At 39.4% G+C, this 17,638-nt stretch carries 16 protein-coding genes; 10 read left to right on the top strand and 6 right to left on the bottom strand.

Annotation, left to right across the window (positions count from 1 at the left end; translation table 11 throughout):
* Positions 1–21 precede the first annotated feature (21 nt).
* The 5 genes from GVV19_RS03080 to GVV19_RS03060 are packed head-to-tail and all read left to right on the top strand — an operon-like array spanning position 22 to position 6,133.
* Positions 22–2,160 carry a hydantoinase/oxoprolinase family protein gene (locus GVV19_RS03080; protein ID WP_159645456.1) on the top strand — a complete coding sequence of 713 codons (2,139 nt, stop codon included), beginning with the start codon at positions 22–24 and terminating at the stop codon, positions 2,158–2,160.
* On the top strand, positions 2,120–2,692 hold the full coding sequence (locus GVV19_RS03075; protein WP_159645453.1) for a hypothetical protein: 573 nt from the start codon (positions 2,120–2,122) through the stop codon (positions 2,690–2,692). The genes GVV19_RS03080 and GVV19_RS03075 overlap by 41 nt, the downstream gene beginning before the upstream one ends.
* On the top strand, positions 2,667–3,350 hold the full coding sequence (locus tag GVV19_RS03070) for a hypothetical protein (RefSeq protein WP_159645450.1): 684 nt from the start codon (positions 2,667–2,669) through the stop codon (positions 3,348–3,350). Before GVV19_RS03075 ends, GVV19_RS03070 begins: the two co-directional genes overlap by 26 nt.
* A complete protein-coding gene (locus GVV19_RS03065; protein ID WP_159645447.1) occupies positions 3,347–4,780 on the top strand; it encodes a DUF4127 family protein in 1,434 nt (477 codons plus the stop codon). Before GVV19_RS03070 ends, GVV19_RS03065 begins: the two co-directional genes overlap by 4 nt.
* A gap of 3 nt (positions 4,781–4,783) precedes the next feature.
* The gene (locus GVV19_RS03060) at positions 4,784–6,133 is read left to right on the top strand and encodes an FAD-dependent oxidoreductase (RefSeq protein ID WP_159645444.1); all 1,350 of its coding nucleotides are present in this window, start codon (positions 4,784–4,786) and stop codon (positions 6,131–6,133) included.
* A 38-nt stretch (positions 6,134–6,171) separates the two neighbouring features.
* Here GVV19_RS03060 and GVV19_RS03055 read toward each other — a convergent pair whose 3' ends face one another.
* Entirely contained in the window at positions 6,172–6,342 is a 171-nt protein-coding gene (locus GVV19_RS03055; protein ID WP_159635965.1) for a hypothetical protein, read from the bottom strand.
* 101 nt (positions 6,343–6,443) lie between these two features.
* Positions 6,444–7,031 carry a GNAT family N-acetyltransferase gene (locus GVV19_RS03050; protein WP_159645441.1) on the bottom strand — a complete coding sequence of 196 codons (588 nt, stop codon included), beginning with the start codon at positions 7,029–7,031 and terminating at the stop codon, positions 6,444–6,446.
* A 57-nt stretch (positions 7,032–7,088) separates the two neighbouring features.
* On the opposite strand from GVV19_RS03050, the gene GVV19_RS03045 reads away from it, so the two are divergent.
* On the top strand, positions 7,089–7,838 hold the full coding sequence (locus tag GVV19_RS03045; RefSeq protein WP_159645438.1) for a MerR family transcriptional regulator: 750 nt from the start codon (positions 7,089–7,091) through the stop codon (positions 7,836–7,838).
* Here GVV19_RS03045 and GVV19_RS03040 read toward each other — a convergent pair.
* The gene (locus GVV19_RS03040) at positions 7,835–8,413 is read right to left on the bottom strand and encodes a pentapeptide repeat-containing protein (protein WP_159645435.1); all 579 of its coding nucleotides are present in this window, start codon (positions 8,411–8,413) and stop codon (positions 7,835–7,837) included. The genes GVV19_RS03045 and GVV19_RS03040 overlap by 4 nt on opposite strands.
* 503 nt (positions 8,414–8,916) lie before the next feature.
* Here GVV19_RS03040 and GVV19_RS03035 point away from each other — a divergent pair.
* The 3 genes from GVV19_RS03035 to GVV19_RS03025 all read left to right on the top strand — a co-directional run bounded on the left by GVV19_RS03035 (position 8,917) and on the right by GVV19_RS03025 (position 13,321).
* Entirely contained in the window at positions 8,917–9,522 is a 606-nt protein-coding gene (locus tag GVV19_RS03035; RefSeq protein ID WP_159645432.1) for a TetR/AcrR family transcriptional regulator, read from the top strand.
* Positions 9,523–9,524: 2 nt separating this feature from the next.
* Positions 9,525–10,742: a cation:proton antiporter gene (locus GVV19_RS03030; RefSeq protein ID WP_159645429.1), complete on the top strand. Its 1,218-nt coding sequence runs from the start codon at positions 9,525–9,527 to the stop codon at positions 10,740–10,742.
* Positions 10,743–10,933: 191 nt separating this feature from the next.
* Positions 10,934–13,321 (top strand): BspA family leucine-rich repeat surface protein, encoded by a 2,388-nt coding sequence (locus tag GVV19_RS03025; RefSeq protein ID WP_159645426.1) that lies wholly within the window; start codon positions 10,934–10,936, stop codon positions 13,319–13,321.
* Between the two features lie 62 nt (positions 13,322–13,383).
* Here GVV19_RS03025 and GVV19_RS03020 read toward each other — a convergent pair whose 3' ends face one another.
* Complete coding sequence (locus GVV19_RS03020; RefSeq protein WP_159645423.1) at positions 13,384–15,180, bottom strand: oleate hydratase; 1,797 nt, start codon at positions 15,178–15,180, stop codon at positions 13,384–13,386.
* Positions 15,181–15,354: 174 nt separating this feature from the next.
* Positions 15,355–15,912: a TetR/AcrR family transcriptional regulator gene (locus GVV19_RS03015; RefSeq protein WP_159645420.1), complete on the bottom strand. Its 558-nt coding sequence runs from the start codon at positions 15,910–15,912 to the stop codon at positions 15,355–15,357.
* Positions 15,913–16,031: 119 nt separating this feature from the next.
* Here GVV19_RS03015 and GVV19_RS10885 point away from each other — a divergent pair, with 119 nt between their 5' ends.
* Entirely contained in the window at positions 16,032–16,967 is a 936-nt protein-coding gene (locus GVV19_RS10885) for a GNAT family N-acetyltransferase (protein WP_159645417.1), read from the top strand.
* A 16-nt stretch (positions 16,968–16,983) separates the two neighbouring features.
* Here the strand turns inward: GVV19_RS10885 and GVV19_RS03005 are convergent, their stop codons facing one another.
* The gene (locus GVV19_RS03005) at positions 16,984–17,625 is read right to left on the bottom strand and encodes an NAD(P)-dependent oxidoreductase (protein ID WP_159645414.1); all 642 of its coding nucleotides are present in this window, start codon (positions 17,623–17,625) and stop codon (positions 16,984–16,986) included.
* Positions 17,626–17,638 lie beyond the last annotated feature (13 nt).

Below are 17,638 nucleotides of genomic sequence, written 5' to 3'. Positions count from 1 at the left end.
ATTTTTAGAAAAGAGGCTTATATGAATCAGAAACAAGTAAGAATAGGAATTGATGTTGGTGGTACTTTTACCGATGCAGTCGTAATTGATAACGAAACAATGGACGTCATCGCATTGAAAAAGACCCCTACAACTCATGACAGTGAAGAAGGTGTTGCAAAAGGAATTATAAACATTGTGCGTGAACTTTTGGACGAGTATCACATCGATGCAGAAAATGTCGTTTTTATCTCACACGGTACAACTCAAGCTACGAATGCATTACTAGAAGGTGATGTTGCGCGGATTGGTATCGTGGGGATGGGTGATGGTACGTCTGCTCGCAATGAGACTAATGTAGAAAAACTTGAACTTGCACCCAATAAGTTTTTGGAAGTCTTTCATGAGTTTATCCCGTCTTCAGACGTTTCTGATTCGACGATAGGTCAAGCAATTGATACGTTGATTGCGAAAGGTGCAGAAGTTATTGTTGCGAGTGAAGCATTCTCAATTGAACACCCGGAACATGAAATTCGTGTTATCGAACTTGCACAAAAACGAGGTTTTTATGCTACAGGAGGTTTCCAAATCTCTCAACTTTATGGACTTAAATTGCGCACACGAACAGCAGTTGTTAATGGATCATTAATTCCAAAAATGATGGAAACATCAGACATGACAGAAAAGGTCATTAAAGACCTAGGAATCAAACGTGATTTGATGATTATGCGTGCTGACGGTGGCGTTATGTCCATTGATGAAGTTCGCAAACGTCCAATCTTAACAATGTTGTCGGGACTTGCTGCAGGTGTTGCAGGAGCCATTATGCATGAGAAAATATCTGATGGCGTCTTCTTGGAAATTGGCGGAACCTCAACGGATATTTCTGTCATTAAAGATGGCCAAGTTATGATAAAAAATGCTAGTGTCGGAGGTCATAAGACATACTTAAAATCAGTAGATGTCCAAACGACCGCAATTGCCGGTGGTACGATGATTCGCCATACAAATCAAGGCATTGTAGTTGGACCACGGTCTGCGCACTTGGCGCACTTACCGTATGAGTGTTTTGATATTCCTGAAGGGGAAACCTTTACTATTAAAATGATTCAACCACGTGCGAAAGATCCTGATGACTATGTTGTTTGTGAAGATAGTAGTGGGAAAACGTATGCATTCACGGTTGCAGGTGCCGCAAACTACCTTCAATGTGTTCATGCTGAGGATTACTCCTGTGCTACGAGCAAGGGATATACCCAGGCATGGGAAGCATTTGCAAAGTATTTGAAGATGGATCCAGTAACACTTGCGACACAATGCATGGACCGTGCATCTGAGCAAATTTGGGCAATCATTGAACAGCTCATTGCAGATTATGAACTTGAGCGTTCGTTCATTACCCTATACGGTGGTGGCGGAAGTGCAGGCGTTATTACGCACTACTTAGGTAAGAAATATGACCTAAAGAGCAAGGTTGTGAATAACGCGCCTTATATTTCTACAATAGGTGTAGCACTAGCAATGATTACGGAACAGATTGAACGCAGTGTGGTTAATCCAAATGAAGATGATATTAAGCGAATTCGCGCAGATATCATCGATAAAATGTTAGAAATGGGAGCCCTTCGCGAAACCATTGAAGTTTCGATTGAAGTGGATACCTTGAATAATGTCTTGATTGCGAACGCATCAGGTACCAATGAAATAAAAAATAACGATGCGGCTGTCGTTGTACAATCGCATGAAGAACTTAAAAAAATAGCGATTCAATCGCTTGGCTACGAAACAGCTGAGGCAAACATCGTCGTTGAAAATGAACGAATCGTTGGGGTTGAAGTTAACCATAGTGAGAAACGTGCATTAGGGCTCTTCAAGAGAAAAGCAACATCTGCAGTTATTCTCACCAAAGATGGTGTCGTTAAGTTCCGACGTCCAAATGGAAAAATTGTCTACGGTACTAAAGGACAATTTAAAGACGTAATGACGTTTATCATGGATGAATATTCTACCTTTAGTGATGCTGGTCAAACAGTACCTGAGTTACACATGTTCGCCAAATTCCGAACATTTAACTATTCAGGACTTATGAATAAAGAACAAATTGAGGACATTTCATGGATGGATTTGGAAGGACTGGAAGATGATGAACGCATTGTATTCTTGGTTACAAGAAGAGGTTAAAGTTCAGGATTTAACGGACTATATTTATTGGTTTGAATTGAACATGACTCAAAACAGTCAACGTGTGATGGATCAAATTGCTGAGGCGGTTAAAATGCAAACGCAAATTGATCCCACAGCACTTCTTGAAGCACAAAACATTAGAACTGAAATGGTTGATACAGATCCAGCATCGATTCATGCACAATACAATCCAAATACTCAAACAATCACAATTAACAACGAATGGATACAAAAGTACGAACAAATCATGGATACAACGCAAGCGTACAATCTGCATTTTATGCATGAAGTGTATCACGTAATCGAAATGCAAGGGGTTTGGTATGATACTTTAAAGTATCGCCAACGTCATCGCATTTCCGAAGTATCTGCTATTTATTATTCGCAACTGCAAAGTGGCTGTCCGATACATCCACGCATTGCCGAGTATGTTATTGCCATTCGTGAAGGTTCGTATACAAAAGAAACACTAGCTACGTATTTAAAAGAGAGGGTTCAAGATTATGAAATTTATCGATTTGCTAAATGAAGAAGGTTTAAAATTGGTGGTCAGTTGTCCTAAAAATGACTATGAGTATGTAAAAGCTGCATGGGAAAATGGTGCGGATGCAGTGAAAATTCATCTTAATGTGCATCACCATGCGAGCGGAACAGATTTTGGAAGTGCTGCTCAAGAACGTGAATTTATTGAAAAAGTAATTACGAATTCACCAGTACCAGTTGGCGTTGTAGTTGGTGGTAACCCAGAAGTTGTTAATGACGATTTGAAAAACGTGTTAGCACACGATTTCGAATTCTTGTCACTTTACCTTCATGATGCAACACCTCAAGTAGTGAATCAAGACAAACTTACCCGGATGTTTGCATGTAGTTATGCATACACGTTGGATGAAATCAAAATGTGGTCACAAATTGGTGCTGAAGTTGCCGAATTGAGCATCGTTCATCCGGACGATTATGGAAAGCCACTAAATATGCGTGATTTACTTCATTATAAGCAAATTATCGACGCCATTGATATTCCAGCTGCATTGCCAACTCAAAAGAAAGTTCGTATTGAAGAACTTGCCAACATTAAGGATCTTGGTTTCAAAGCAATCATGATTGGAGCAGTTGTTACAGGTAATGAGTACGAAGGGTTTGTTGAAACCATTAAATCGTTTAGAGCAGCTATAGATGCACTATGAAACAAATTCTAATTTTACCAATTGATGATCGACCATGTCATACTGACTTTATTCTTGAAGCAACACGAAATATTCATGATGTTAAGGTAGATATGGTTCCCAAATCGTATTTGGGACACTTTACTCATGCAGGGGATACGATAGCAATTCGTAAGTATTTATTGGATCATTGTGCAGAAGCGGATACACTCGTTATTTCGATTGATGCGTTACTTTTTGGGGGGCTTGTGCAATCCCGGACAATGGATGCCACAAAGACTCAGCAAGATTATGACGCACTGTTGCAAACTCTTCGTGATGTTAAAGACCTCAATCCAAACATTAAAATTCTGGCCTACTCAGTCATCGTACGTCTTACCACAACTGTCACCGATTCCAGTCAACTTCAAATCTGGGAAGATCTCTTTGAATACTCCCAGTTAGTACATCGAGTCACTCGTGAGCCGCAGTTTAAAGCGCAACTTCAATTAGTAACACAACGTATTCCGGAAACCGTTCTCGCTGATTATTTGGCAGCACGACAACGCAATCATCACTTTAATAAAGCATGTGTTGACTTAGCGAATGAGGGAATTCTTGACTATGTTTCACTTGTTCAAGAAGATACCCACGAGTTCGGACTTCATGTCCGAGAACAAGAAGTGTTGCTTAATATGATTGAAACACACGCATTACAAGATTGCGTTTCTATTAAAAATGGAACGGATGAGATGGTAGCACTCTTAGTTGCTCGAGATCTTAATCAGAATACAAAGGGCTTTAACGTTGATGTCAAATTCGTCGATCCGCAATATATTGCTAAATTTGAAGATCGTACAATCATCGAGAATATTGCAGGAGCTTTTAAAGTTGCAAATATGACACCAACAGAAAAAGAAACACCGTATGTGTTCCTCACACTTCCAGCAACAGGTCAGACAATTGATTTGGCATTCGAACCGAAGCAAACAACACCATCGCTCACAACCGGGCAACTAGAATATTATGAACGGTATAATGATAAAAATCTGTTTGTTTTAGATGTTCAATATGGTAATGGTGGTGATATCCGTAGCCTTGAGCGTTTGTTGAATAAACTCAACAATGCAACATTGCAAGGATACAGTGCATGGAATACGGGCAGTAATTCGATTGGTACGTTAGTGCTGGATTTAGTGGTCGCGATGTATTATGATACGAACCCTACTTATATTAAACACCGAGTTATCGATGATGCACTCTACCAGGGTGACATTAGATTACTGGTGAATGCTAAAATGCGTGACTTGGGATTTGATGTGTGGGCTGAGAACTATAGCGACACCATTAATGACTATCTAACGACGCTATTAAATGCAGAGGCCCGAAAGTATTCATTTTTGGATACACCTGAGTTTCAAGCGTATCTACCGTGGGGCCGAAGTTTTGAAGTGGCAATGAAGGAGATTTAGTTTATGAAAACATATGATGTAATTGTTGTTGGGGGTGGAAGTGCGGGTGTTATTGCTGCCCTCTCCAGCGCGCGTAGTGGTGCCAAAACGTTGTTAGTAGAGTCCAAAACAACGTTTGGTGGGACTAATACTAATGCATTGGTGGGACCACTTGTACCTTTTCTTGGTGAATCAAAAACACCAATCGTAGGTGGAATTCCTCAAGAGATCATTGATGATCTCATTGCTATTGGTGGTAGTAAAGGTCATGTCGATGATCCCATCGATTTTGCCTACTCTTTAACACCGGTTGATTTTAAGGCAATGCAAATTATTCAAGCCAATAAGTTGTACGCTGAATCAAATCTTGAAATAGTGACAGGAACTAGTGTTACTGCAGTTGAGCGCGAGGGTGCTCGCATCCAAGCAATCCAAACATTAAATGAGTTTGGAACGGCAACGCGTTATCGTGCTTCCGTTATTATCGATGCTAGCGGAGATGCCGATGTAACTCGGTTGAGTGGTGAAGCAGTCAACATCGGTCGAGAATCTGATCACAAAAGTCAGCCAATGACAATGTGCTTTAATGTCGGTAATGTAGATCTTGAACGTGTTCGTGATGACGTTGCAAAGAATCCAGATAACTTTGCGGTAAGTGATGCGATTCGTAATGGAGAACGAATGAATTATGTTGCCATCTCAGGTTACTTTGATGAAGTTCGCTCAAGCAAGACGTTCCCAATTCAACGTGATCGCCTCTTATTCTTTGAAGGCGTTCAAGAAGGTGAAGTCGGAATGAATACAACCCGAATCATGAATCTTTCAAGTTTAAATCCTGAAGAATTACAACAAGCAACAATTGAAGGACACCAACAAGTACTCGCATTGTTTAAATGGTTAAAGGCAGAAATTCCTGCGTTCAAAGATGCATACATTAAGGACGTGGGGGATATCGGTGTTCGCGAATCAACCCATATCGTAGGTCGAAAACAGTTAAATGAATACGATGTTCTAAGTGGCGCAAAACAGGATAAATCAATTGCTGTCGGTTGTTATCCAATTGATATTCATTCGCCCGATTCTTCAATCATGGAATTTCTTGAGGAAAATATTGTTCGAAATTTTGAAATTGATTTGGACATGTGCTTACCACAAAATGTGGATAACTTAATTGTTGTGGGTCGCCCAATCAGTGCTACCCATGCGGCACATGCTGCAAGTCGTGTCAGTGTAACGTGTATGGCACTAGGACAATCAGCAGGAATCATTGCTGCACTAGCAGCATCTCAAGCGCTGAACCCTCATGAATTAGACTATGCGCTAATTAAGCAACACATTGTTGCAATGGGTGGAATTGTTGACCGCGATCAATAATTCGCCAAAATTCATCTCTATATAAAAGAGCCTGCGCATCACCGCGGGCTCTTATTTGTTTTGTAATTTGATAAAAGGACTACTATAACTGGAACAACAAAATATAGAATGTACGACATCGCGTCTGTAGGATCAAATACATCCAGAAAAAACAGAATGATATCGCCAAGAATAACAGCAAGAACGGCACCTAAATATTTATGTTTCATGCAAGATACTCCCTCTCTTTTGAATATATTATACAGTAGGAAGTATAGGATCGGTCACCCATGGTGTTTAGGTTGCTTCGTTATTGGTTCAACTAGCACGCTTACTGAAATTTCATACGCGTAACACCATCGGGACCCAATAGGGCCATTCGTGTTCCGATTCCTTGAAAGCCCAATTTTTCATAAAAATGTTTAACATGTGGCTTCTCGAGCGATGCATCCAAATAAACTGCGTCATTAGAGTGAGAACGGATGGTATCAAGCGCAAGTTGAACCATTCTTGAACCGTGTCCGTCTCCGCGATGAGTTGCATTAATAGCAACAGTCTGAATGTAGATGCCATCAAGATATTTGATATCAACAATACGATGTAAGATCATGTAAGCGCCAATAACCCGAATTTTTCCAAAAGAATTCAGTACTGAAGACAAATCGTGCCATTCGCGTTGAGAATCAATATCGGTGGTATGGAACATAGAAATACATCCGAGAAGTATTCCTTTATCAAAATATAGATAAATGTGTTTATGAGAAAACGCATTATCATCCAATCGAACAAGTTTAGATATTGCGGTTAATGCACGCAACGTGTTACCAAAAATAAAATCAAAAATGCTGGGGTCAGCGGTGTAAATATAGTGTGCAACCTCAAAAACAGAGTCTGTAGTTAGATTCATTTTCTTTAACATAATATCACCTCCCATGTATAATAAAGTATGGGGTAACCCCTTAGTCAAGGAGAAGTTATGAAGCAAGAACTTACAATTTCAGAATTCGCAACGCTCATGAAAACGACAAAAGATACATTAATCCATTACGATGCCATCGATCTCTTTCGCCCTAAATCACGACAAGAGAATGGGTATCGCATCTATACACCCGCTCAAGCAAATACTTTTATCATGATTCAAGCATATCGTGAGATGGGGTATTCACTTGCAGAAATTAAAATGATGCTGCGCGATCATGCCTCCTATGAGAATCATAAGATAACATTAAAAAAACGTATTGATCAAGCCATTCATGACTTAGAACAAACACGTTTTATGTTAGAGTATCGCGATCAATTTCAGAAATTTCTTGAAACCAATCCGATGAATAAGTTGTTTTATGATACTTGGAATATGAATCAAATTTATACACATCATACACCTGTGACAGATGAAAATTTCTATACGGTGCTCTCGAAGATGCAGGAAGCACCCGAGACAAAGACACTCTTACTCAGCTGGATGATAGGGATCCGTGTTAAGCTTCAAACTGAGACGGCACAAATCTTCACACCAACAAACCAAAAAGGTGAACCACATCCGATTGTTGCGCTTACAATCGCCGAAGATTTAGATAATCTTGAGAAACCAATTCGTTTGTTTTTGAAACAATGCAATGCTCACAATGTGACGATTACATCTGATGTATATGTGTTACAAGTTAGAGATGAACTCACAATGGGACCAGAATTTGAATCCACAATCCTTATCTTTGCATCGTATTAATCAATGATGATTCCTGTTTGTTCGAGTAATGTGAGGGCTTCAGGAAAACTGAATTTGGACCCTTTGAGTTGATTGCTTGTAATATCGATGACATAGTATCGCGCATCTCTAAAGTCAGCTTTCTTCAGATCACAATTCGTGAATGTTGTTGCGTCTAATGAACATGCTTTAAACGATGCCTCAGAAAGTTCGCAAAGTTCAAAGCTGCTTCCTTGAAAACTATTGCTTACAAAACTCTGTTTTTTCAAAGATAGATTAATGAACGAATTATACTTCATAAAGGTATTCGTGATTGTATTTAGAACACGTCGATGTTTGCTTGGTCCGGTGAACATCCCCCACGAGACACCGATAAGATTGCAGTTTTCAAATGAGGCATTGTTTACCTCACCAAAATTAGATGTCGGATTAATGATTGTACATTTCTTAAAGGTGCAGTTCAAGAGCACTGTATTATGCAATTCGATATTTTCAAATTTGCAGTTCTCAAACGTACAGTCAATGTAACGCTGATCATCGAGTGATTCATCACACATCTCGATATCTGTAAAATGTTGTTCTTCTATGTAATTCATGGTTGTTCCTCCGCTCAAAGTAAACCTAGTTTCTCAAAGGAAATACGAAGTGTCAAGGCACTTTCAAAGCTAAAAATCCGATATTTATTTTTGACGTTAAATATTGTAACTATGAAGTGGACTTGAGGAAAAATATTTTTTTTGAACATTTTTTTTAAAACGATGGTGACGTGCAAAATGTTAATAACGAAACAATGTAACAATGGAAAAGCAGTTAAATATATTGATGACTTATAGGTGTAGGACGCCGCGATATTGTATCCATTCGATGTCAAAAAACTCGTTTTAAGTAAAGAAACGAGTTTTTTTTCTTGTTTTTATGTTCTCATTTGCACGGTGAATTCTGTCCAAACTGGGAAGTAATTATGTTGCCCAAAGGTACCGCCAATGTCATAAACCTGAGGTAAACACTGCAATTTATCTTTTCACAGATGTGTCACTTGCAATTCAATGGGCGGCATGATAAAGTGATAACAGACCGGTTGGTCTGTTACGGAGGTCACATGTCACTAACACCAAAAGGAAAGATAAGTAAAAAAGAAATCATCGATGCTGCAATTCTTGAATTTTCACAAGGCAGCTATACTGAAATCTCATTGAATCAATTCTGCAAGAACAATGGAATTAGTAAAGGACATCTCTATCACTACTTCGAAAGTAAAGAAGCACTCTATCTCGACAGTGTTCAAGAAACGTACAATTTACTCATGCAATATATTGTTGATCACACTTCAAAAATTTCTAATTATGAGCACGGTTTGAGTCAATATCTAGACGCTCGGTATGCTTTTGGAAAAGAATATCCAGATCATTCGCGATTGTTCATTCATACACGCTACAACGTTCCCGAACAATTAAGGGAGCCAATTCGTAGTGTGAAACAAAATTTGCTCGACTTTAACTTGAATTATTTCCGTGCTGTATTAGAACACGCAACATTAGAAGATGGTTTATCGATTGAAGATGTCTTGCAATATTATTTGGTAGTGAACGATGCATTCGATGCAAAATTCCATGAAGTCGATTCGGTAGATGTTGATCAACATTTCAAAGATATCGAATTGGTCATTAACATGATGATGTTTGGAACCGTTAAGAGAGGACAATAGATATGGGAATTATTGAAATATTAAGATTGATTATAGCTATTGCGATTGCAGTTGCGACAGGGAAACTTGTTGCAAAACTGGGATTGCCAGAAATTCTTGGTTGGCTCATTGCCGGCATGGCTGTTGGTCCGCATGCCCTTGGCATTGTAAATGCATCAGTGATGGACGTAAATAGTTATCACGTTATGATTGCGTTTCTAGAAGCATTTGTTGGGGTGATGATTGGGAGTGAACTGATCATCAGTAAGTTAAAAGAATCAGGTAAAGCGGTCATTGTGACAACAGTTATCCAATCAATCGTAACATTTGTAGTTGTGTCAGCAGCATTTGGAATCGTGTTTAAAGTGATGGGTATTCCATTGTATGTCGCAATTGTTATGGGCTCGATTGCCTTAGCAACAGCACCTGCTCCCGCGTTGTCTATTGTTAAAGAATTTAATACTAAAGGGCCAATAACAGACACATTACTACCACTTGCAGCTATTGATGATATCATCGGAATCATTATTTTTTTCACAACAGTATCCTTGATTGGTGCATCAAGTGGTGGCAGTACGATGTCATTAGGAACGACTCTCTTTATTATGATTGTTGTTCCAATCGCTATCGGATTAATATTGGGTATTGGAACTGGATTTGTTCTCAGAAAAATTAAGAGTAATCAACACTCATTTTATACGGTAATGGTTGCCGTTGCGATTGTTACCGCTGTTGGGCTGTTTATGAATGGAGTCATCTTTAAAGACTCTCTTGTAAACTTTATGTTATTGGGAATGGCATTCGCGGCAGGGTTTGCAAATATGTTAGAATCATCAAAACAAGAAGCACTCTTTACATCACTTTCACCAGTTATTGGGGTTGCTTTAATCATTGTAATTCTCGATTTAGGAATGCCTCTAGATTATCATTTAATCTTTAGTGCAGGAATATTTACATTAGTGTACATCGTGTCACGTGCAATTGGTAAATACTTTGGTGCTACAGCAGGTGCTAAACTTATGCACATGCCAAAGACCGTTCAAAAATATCTTGGATTTACATTACTACCCCATTCAGGAGTCTCTCTTGTTTTCACTGGGATTGCCGTTACAACAATCATGCCATTTGATCCCAATTCAGCAATGATTATTCAAGGAACAATTGCAGCCGCAGCTGTAATTAATGAAGTTATTGCAGTCATTGTTGCTAAAAAGGCGTTTGAAATGTCAGGTGAAATTTAAGCAGCTTAGTTCTGAATGTTAAGGTAATAATCTATAAATGTTCACATATCCGTAGACTCTTGGATAGGTGAGCATTTTTTGTTTACTTATGGTGTTGATAACTTGAGAGCAATGTTTTATGACATGTTTTAATTGAATGTTAACATTCGTGATAGTGTTAAGACTATAAAAAGAAAAGACGGGGTATCACGATGAAACTGATAAAAACATTCGGAATTACATCATTAATTATTGCGTTCGGGTTTACAAATGTTCATGCTTTAGAAGCGTCAAATGAGAAACATGATAGAGCGCAACAATTGCAGCATGTGAGCCATGAGACCAAAGATTTGGAAATATATCGAACCGATGCGATGCGACAGTTTGATGAAAATGATTGGAGTATCGACAAGTCAGTAGAAGGTGTTTGGACATTAACAGATCTTACTAACAAGGACTTAAAAAATATATACATTCCATCAACTGTAAATGTTGAGGGGGACGATATTGAAGTGCGTTTATTGAACCTAAATATGTTCAAAATGAAATCTTCAACTGATACACGTCCCTATGAATCAATCATCATTGAATCAGTACCAGCAGAAAATGATCCATCAACAATTCATAAAGTGGGGCTTGATACTCAAAACATATCAAGTGCCTTTGCCGGTCATTCACGACTTACCTATGTTGATTTGAGTGGGCTTGATGTCGGGGGTGTTACTACCATGGATGGCGTCTTTTCAAACGCATCTGCCATTGAATATCTGGATGTTTCCAATTGGGATGTATCACAGGTTACAAGCATGAATAGCATGTTCTTTGGAATCCAAAGTATTAAAACGATTGATCTATCACAATGGGATGTATCACAAGTAAGAACGATGGAATTTATGTTTAGTGGTTCTGGTTTTTGGGAACTTGATTTAAGTACATGGGATACAGGAAATTTAGTATCTGTTCAATCGATGTTCCACAATACAACGAGAATTACGTCCCTTAATGTTGATAATTGGAATACGTCAAATGTTGAAGACTTTTCTGGAATGTTTACATATTCTGCAATCCCGAATCTTGACTTGTCATCATTTGATACAAGTTCAGCCACTACAATGCAAGGGATGTTTGCGAATACAAACGCTTTAAAAACTGTAGATTTAACGTCTTTTAATACCGCTCAGGTAACAAATTTCTCAGGTATGTTTAAGAATGCGACATCGTTATGGTCTCTCGATGTCTCTAATTTCGATACCCAAAGTGCAGTTCAAATGGATTCGATGTTCGAAGGAACCAAGGTTACACAACAAATTCCGGGTGAGTGGAATGTTCCTGGAACTGTAGATGTTGGGCACTTTGATATGAGCAATGTAACGATAATAAACAATATGTTCAAAGATTCAAACTTTACAACCCTCGATGTTGAAGCATGGGATGTCAGCAATGTTGTTTATGCGCGATCTGCATTTTCTGGTATGCAAAATCTTTCGGGGATTAATCCTTCCCAATGGAATACTGCGGCAATGGAAGACATTAGTTTTATGTTTGCTTATGACTTAAACCTGCATTTCATTGATATGACAAACTGGCAACTGCAACATGGAATCTCGATGGATCGCGTCTTTGTAATGAATCAAGGGTTTGATAGTCCATTGGTTATTAAAACTGAGGATCCAAAATTAACATCTTATGATTATGCAAGAGACAAACGCTATACCGTTGGTCCTTCGAAAAATGCAATGGCAGGTGGTGCATTTGAAGATAGTGCGAAAATTATTAAAATGTTCAATCAATTTACGATTACAGAAATGAATGAATTGTTAGTTTCAGCAAAGGATTATAACCAGTTTTTAGATGGTGTTCCAACTGCAAGTGACAGTAATCAGACGTTTAGAAGATGGAATCCGGACAATGGAAATAAAACTGAAACTACCAATTTACTCGACGATTTTACCGAATATAAGGCTCAATATGGTCCTTCATTAGTCACGGTTACTTTCGATGTTGACGGTGACACGACCTTAGTCTCGACAGATTATAACACGACACTTGACGCTTCACGCGTTCCTGCTACAGATAAAGTGGGCCATCATTTTAAAGAGTGGAATACGAATCCTGACGGAACAGGGAACGGATTTAACCCGGAGACTGCGGTTATAACAGATAGTATGACAGTTTACGCAATCTATACCGAAAATCCCATCGATCCAATCGATCCAATTGATCCAATCGACCCAATCGACCCAATCGACCCAATCGACCCAATCGACCCAATCGACCCAATCGACCCAATCGACCCAATCGACCCAATTGATCCAATTGACCCAATCGATCCCATCGACCCAATCGATCCAATTGATCCCATCGATCCAATTGATCCAATCGATCCCATCGACCCAATCGATCCAATTGATCCAATTGACCCAATTGATCCGGTAGAACCTATCAGACCTGTCTCTCCTACTGAGACACAAGATGATTCGCAACTCGCGACATTGCCGGCAACAGGCCAAGTAAATACACATTATGTTTATGGTGTGGGTGCTCTTATAGTAATTAGTGGGTTCTTAGTGATTATCTATTCAAAACGTAAAAAAGCATAACAAAAAAGCTCTTGAGACTATCCGAGTGGATAAACTTGAGAGCTTTCATTTTATGTATTTGGTTAATCAATGATTCCGTATTCTTTAAGCATTAGCTCAATATCTGTATCTTTGATTTTCTTCAATGCTTGGTGTTTAACAAGTTTTGGAAGTGGGAGTTCAGGTTGTTCCCCGTCCAGTAAACTTACAGCCCCATACATAAGATAACGTAAGTCATAACGTGAATTATAAACTTCTGGAACACCTTTTTCAACGCCTGCAAGAACATAAACGGCTTCCATTGCAGTACGTCCTGAATACTCGATGGTAAAGACTGTGTCTCGTCCTGGGTCATCCAATGTTTCAGCAAATTGACCTAAAAAGGCGAAGTTAATCGAATTTTTTGGTACAACATAAGGACGATCACCGGTAGCGCGTGGCATAAATTGTGATGTTATAAATGGCATCATGACTGGAACAGCGGTACATGATTCTGCGAGTTCATCAATGTCGTAAACTGGAACTCCGATGTGGTACAACCATTCTTTTGTGATTTCTTTACCTGTACATTCACGCATCGGTTTCTTGATGAAATCGCCAGGAACGTCTGAGAAGAGGCCATAGACCCATACAACGACATCATTCTCTGGTTGACCGATGTATTGACCTTGTCGGTTAATCGTCCAGCTCATAAGCCATGACGAATCCACTGCTGATACGATACCACCGGTAACGACTTTTCCACCGTAAGGCGAACGTTTTGTGATAGCCTCGATATATTTAGGAACACGGTCATCATGACATGTTACTGTACATGATTCCCAGTTTGATTTTTCGGGATCGCTGCAGAATTTTTCTGGACGGCCGAATTCTGGTGATTGTGCTGCGATATTTTTCCATAAGGTCCAAACACCTTTAGCTTCAGTTTCGAATGGAGCAGGTGTATCATCGTCACCATATCCGGAACCTTCGGTCATCGAACCGTTGGTAATAAATAAGAAGTCATCTTCAGTTAAGTCGATTGAGATATCGTTACCAGATTTATCGTATGCAACAATTTTTTTAGCAACTTTTCGTGCATCACTAAGATCAAACTCAACGTTTTCAACATTGACGCCATAACGGAATTGAGCACCGTGATCTTTCAAATAGTTAACCATTGGTAAAACAAACGATGTATATTGATCATGTTCTGAGAATTGTAACGCTGAAAGATCTGGAAGTCCGTCAACATGGTGGATAAAACGGTTCATGTAGAGTTTCATTTCGAGCGCACTGTGCCAGTTTTCGAAGGCAAACATTGTACGCCAGTATACCCAGAAATCACTATCAAGCAATTCTTTCGAAAAGACATCATCAATTGTTTTGTTTTCGAGTGATGCATCACTCATCATGACAAAATCTGCAAGTTCTTTTGCTAGTTTTTGTCCAAGGTTAAATTTACCGTTGTCATAGCGTTTTCCTTGGTTTTTTGTGACACGGCAATTGCTGTAGTTAGGGTCGTCATAATTCGTGTAGAAAAAATGATCGAGGACACTAACACTTGGATCTTCGGTTGAAGGGAGTGAACTAAAGAGACTCCATAGGACTTCGAAATGGTGTCCCATTTCGCGACCACCACGGGAAACATATCCTGCGTTTTGACGAACAATTCCATCCAATGAACCACCCGGTAAATCGAGTTGTTCGAGGAAAGTAATTTTACTTCCGTTCATGTGTGCATCTCGGATGAGGAAACATCCAGCTGCTAATGAACCAATTCCAGTACCGATAAGATAAGCACTTTTATCTTCGATTCCGATTGGTTTGCGTGCATTCACGAGTGAATGATACGATCCGTTTGTTAACGTTAATCGTGGGTCATGTGTTTTTAATTCCATTGTTATTCCTTCTTTCTTAGCAAAATACGCCTTGACCATGTGGCGTCTTATTTTGCCTACACTGATAGTTTACGTGTTTTAGAAACGTGATGCATTATACAAAAAAAGATGGGTGTCTAAGTTTCGGACAGTCCATCTTTTTTGTATAAATACTAGGCATATCGGTTGTGGTGTCTAGTTGATGCTTCGTTCTAATGAGTTCTGAATGTTACCGTCAAACAGATACCCAATCCGTCCAACAACTTCATGCGGGTCTTCTTTCATTCCGGTTTCAATCCAACGAATGACGAGCGTGGTGAGTGCGGATTTATAAAAGGACGCTATCAGATTAACATCAGATTCATCTGCACCAATATCTGCATTCGCATCATGAACATACTGCTGCATGACGTTACCAGAGACGCGATAAATATAGTTGAGTAAAGAATCGCGCTGCATCGAGTCATAGACGTGGTAAATTGCCGTTTTGTTTTCAAGCGCAAAGGTTGCAGCCAAAATAAAACTTTCTTCCCATGATAAGGTATCGTTGTAAGTTTGGATTACGGCATTCAGTTCATCGTCAAAAATTTCTTCTAAAAGTTGGTATACATCGTTATAGTGGTAGTAGAATGCATTGCGATTGATTTGACAAGCAATCGCGATATCTTTGACAGTGATTTTCTTTAATGGTTTTTCATTGAGCATAGCGATGAAGGCATCGCGAATTAAACATTTGGTGTATTGTTGGGCCATAAGTGTGCCTCCCGTTAATTATAATTATACCATTCGCATCTTAAAAAAATATGAAAGAAAGCAGGTACATTCTAATTGTGGTACACTTAAATTACGTTTTTACAAGGTGGGCATAAACTATGATAAATTTAAGAAAATATGAACGAAATATGCTTGAGTCGATGATTCGTGTTTTCTTTGATGCGGTCCATGAATCAACAGGAAAAGACTATAACAAAGCGCAACAGGATGCGTGGACTGGCAGTATAGATACAATTGATCGTGATACGTGGCATCACCGCTTCGCGACCTCCCATACGATTGTTGCCTTTGATCACAACCGCTTGGTCGGCTTTGCGAATCTTGTGGATAATTATATAGATATGTTGTATGTGGATCCAAAATACCACCGTCAAGGAATTGCACAAACATTACTGACAAAACTTGAAGGGGTGTCAAAATCTGAAACTTACTTCGAAGTTGACGCATCAATGAGCGCACGCTTATTTTTCGAACAACAGGGGTATGAAATTTATGCGAAACAGGAGCATATTCGCGGTAAAGTAACACTGATTAATTATAAAATGAGAAAAACACATGTTGTAGAAGGAGTTTATATGTCACTACTTACAAAACAAGCTGAAGCATTACTCGAAGGAGAGACTGACTTAATTGCGAACCTCGCAAATATTTCTGCGTTGATAAATATGAATATGGATCGTATCAACTGGGTGGGGTTTTATCTATTCAAAGAAGACCATCTTATTTTAGGACCATTCCAAGGGAAACCAGCATGCGTTCATCTTTATCCGGGTAAAGGGGTATGTGCAGCGGCATTAGAGGCCAATGAGACGATGAACGTAGCGGACGTACATGCATTTCCAGGACATGTAGCATGCGATGCTGCATCGAAGAGTGAACTTGTGATCCCAATGTATCTTGATGGGAAACCATTTGGTGTCTTGGATATTGATTCCCCAGAATTGAATCGCTTCACCAAGACGGATGAAGTTGAAATGGAAGCAATTGTATCTGCGCTTCTTGACCACCTAGCACAAATAAAAGCCATCGGATAGATGGCTTTTATTTGTGCTAGGGTGTGAAGACGACGGGAGAATTTTTGAGATGGGTGTCTTGAAGGGATACATCAAGCAATGCTTGGGCTACACCGTCACGACTTACGCGATCTTTCATTGCTTCTGAACCAGAGGCAAGTGTATAGTCGGATGTTTCCTGATCTGTTAAGCGACCAAAACGAATGAGCGTCCAATCCAAATTGGAATGATGCAAGACATGACTGAGTTGCTTCATTTCTAAAAATGCTTGCGGCATAAAATGTTTCGCAATCCAGTGGTCCATTTTAAAGAACCATGTATTCGGATCGCTGGGACTCGAAGCGGATGGTGTCCCGATGGTGATGAGTCGTTTTTTACCGTGTACGTGCATGAGTTTTAAGATTGCGTGATGCGCATTCGCAATTGGTGTTGTTTTATCGGAACGCTTCGATTTTAGTTTAGGTCCTAAGGTGCTGACGATGATATCAGCCTCAACAACCAATCGCTCCAGCATCTGAAGGTCACGAAGGTCACCGTAGACGTAAGTAAGATTAGGATGAGAAATGTGGTCAGATTTTTCACCACGAGCATATCCAATGACGTGATGTCCTGTCGCTAAAGCTTTTTGCGCAAATCGTTGTCCAATTGCACCATTGATGCCAATTACTACAAATTTCATGATAATACCCCCA

The organism is Erysipelothrix anatis (genome assembly GCF_009828745.1).
GTDB classification, from domain to species: domain Bacteria; phylum Bacillota_I; class Bacilli_A; order Erysipelotrichales; family Erysipelotrichaceae; genus Erysipelothrix; species Erysipelothrix anatis.
Note: the sequence above shows the minus strand (reverse complement) of the source record. Positions and strands in the feature narration are given on the sequence as shown.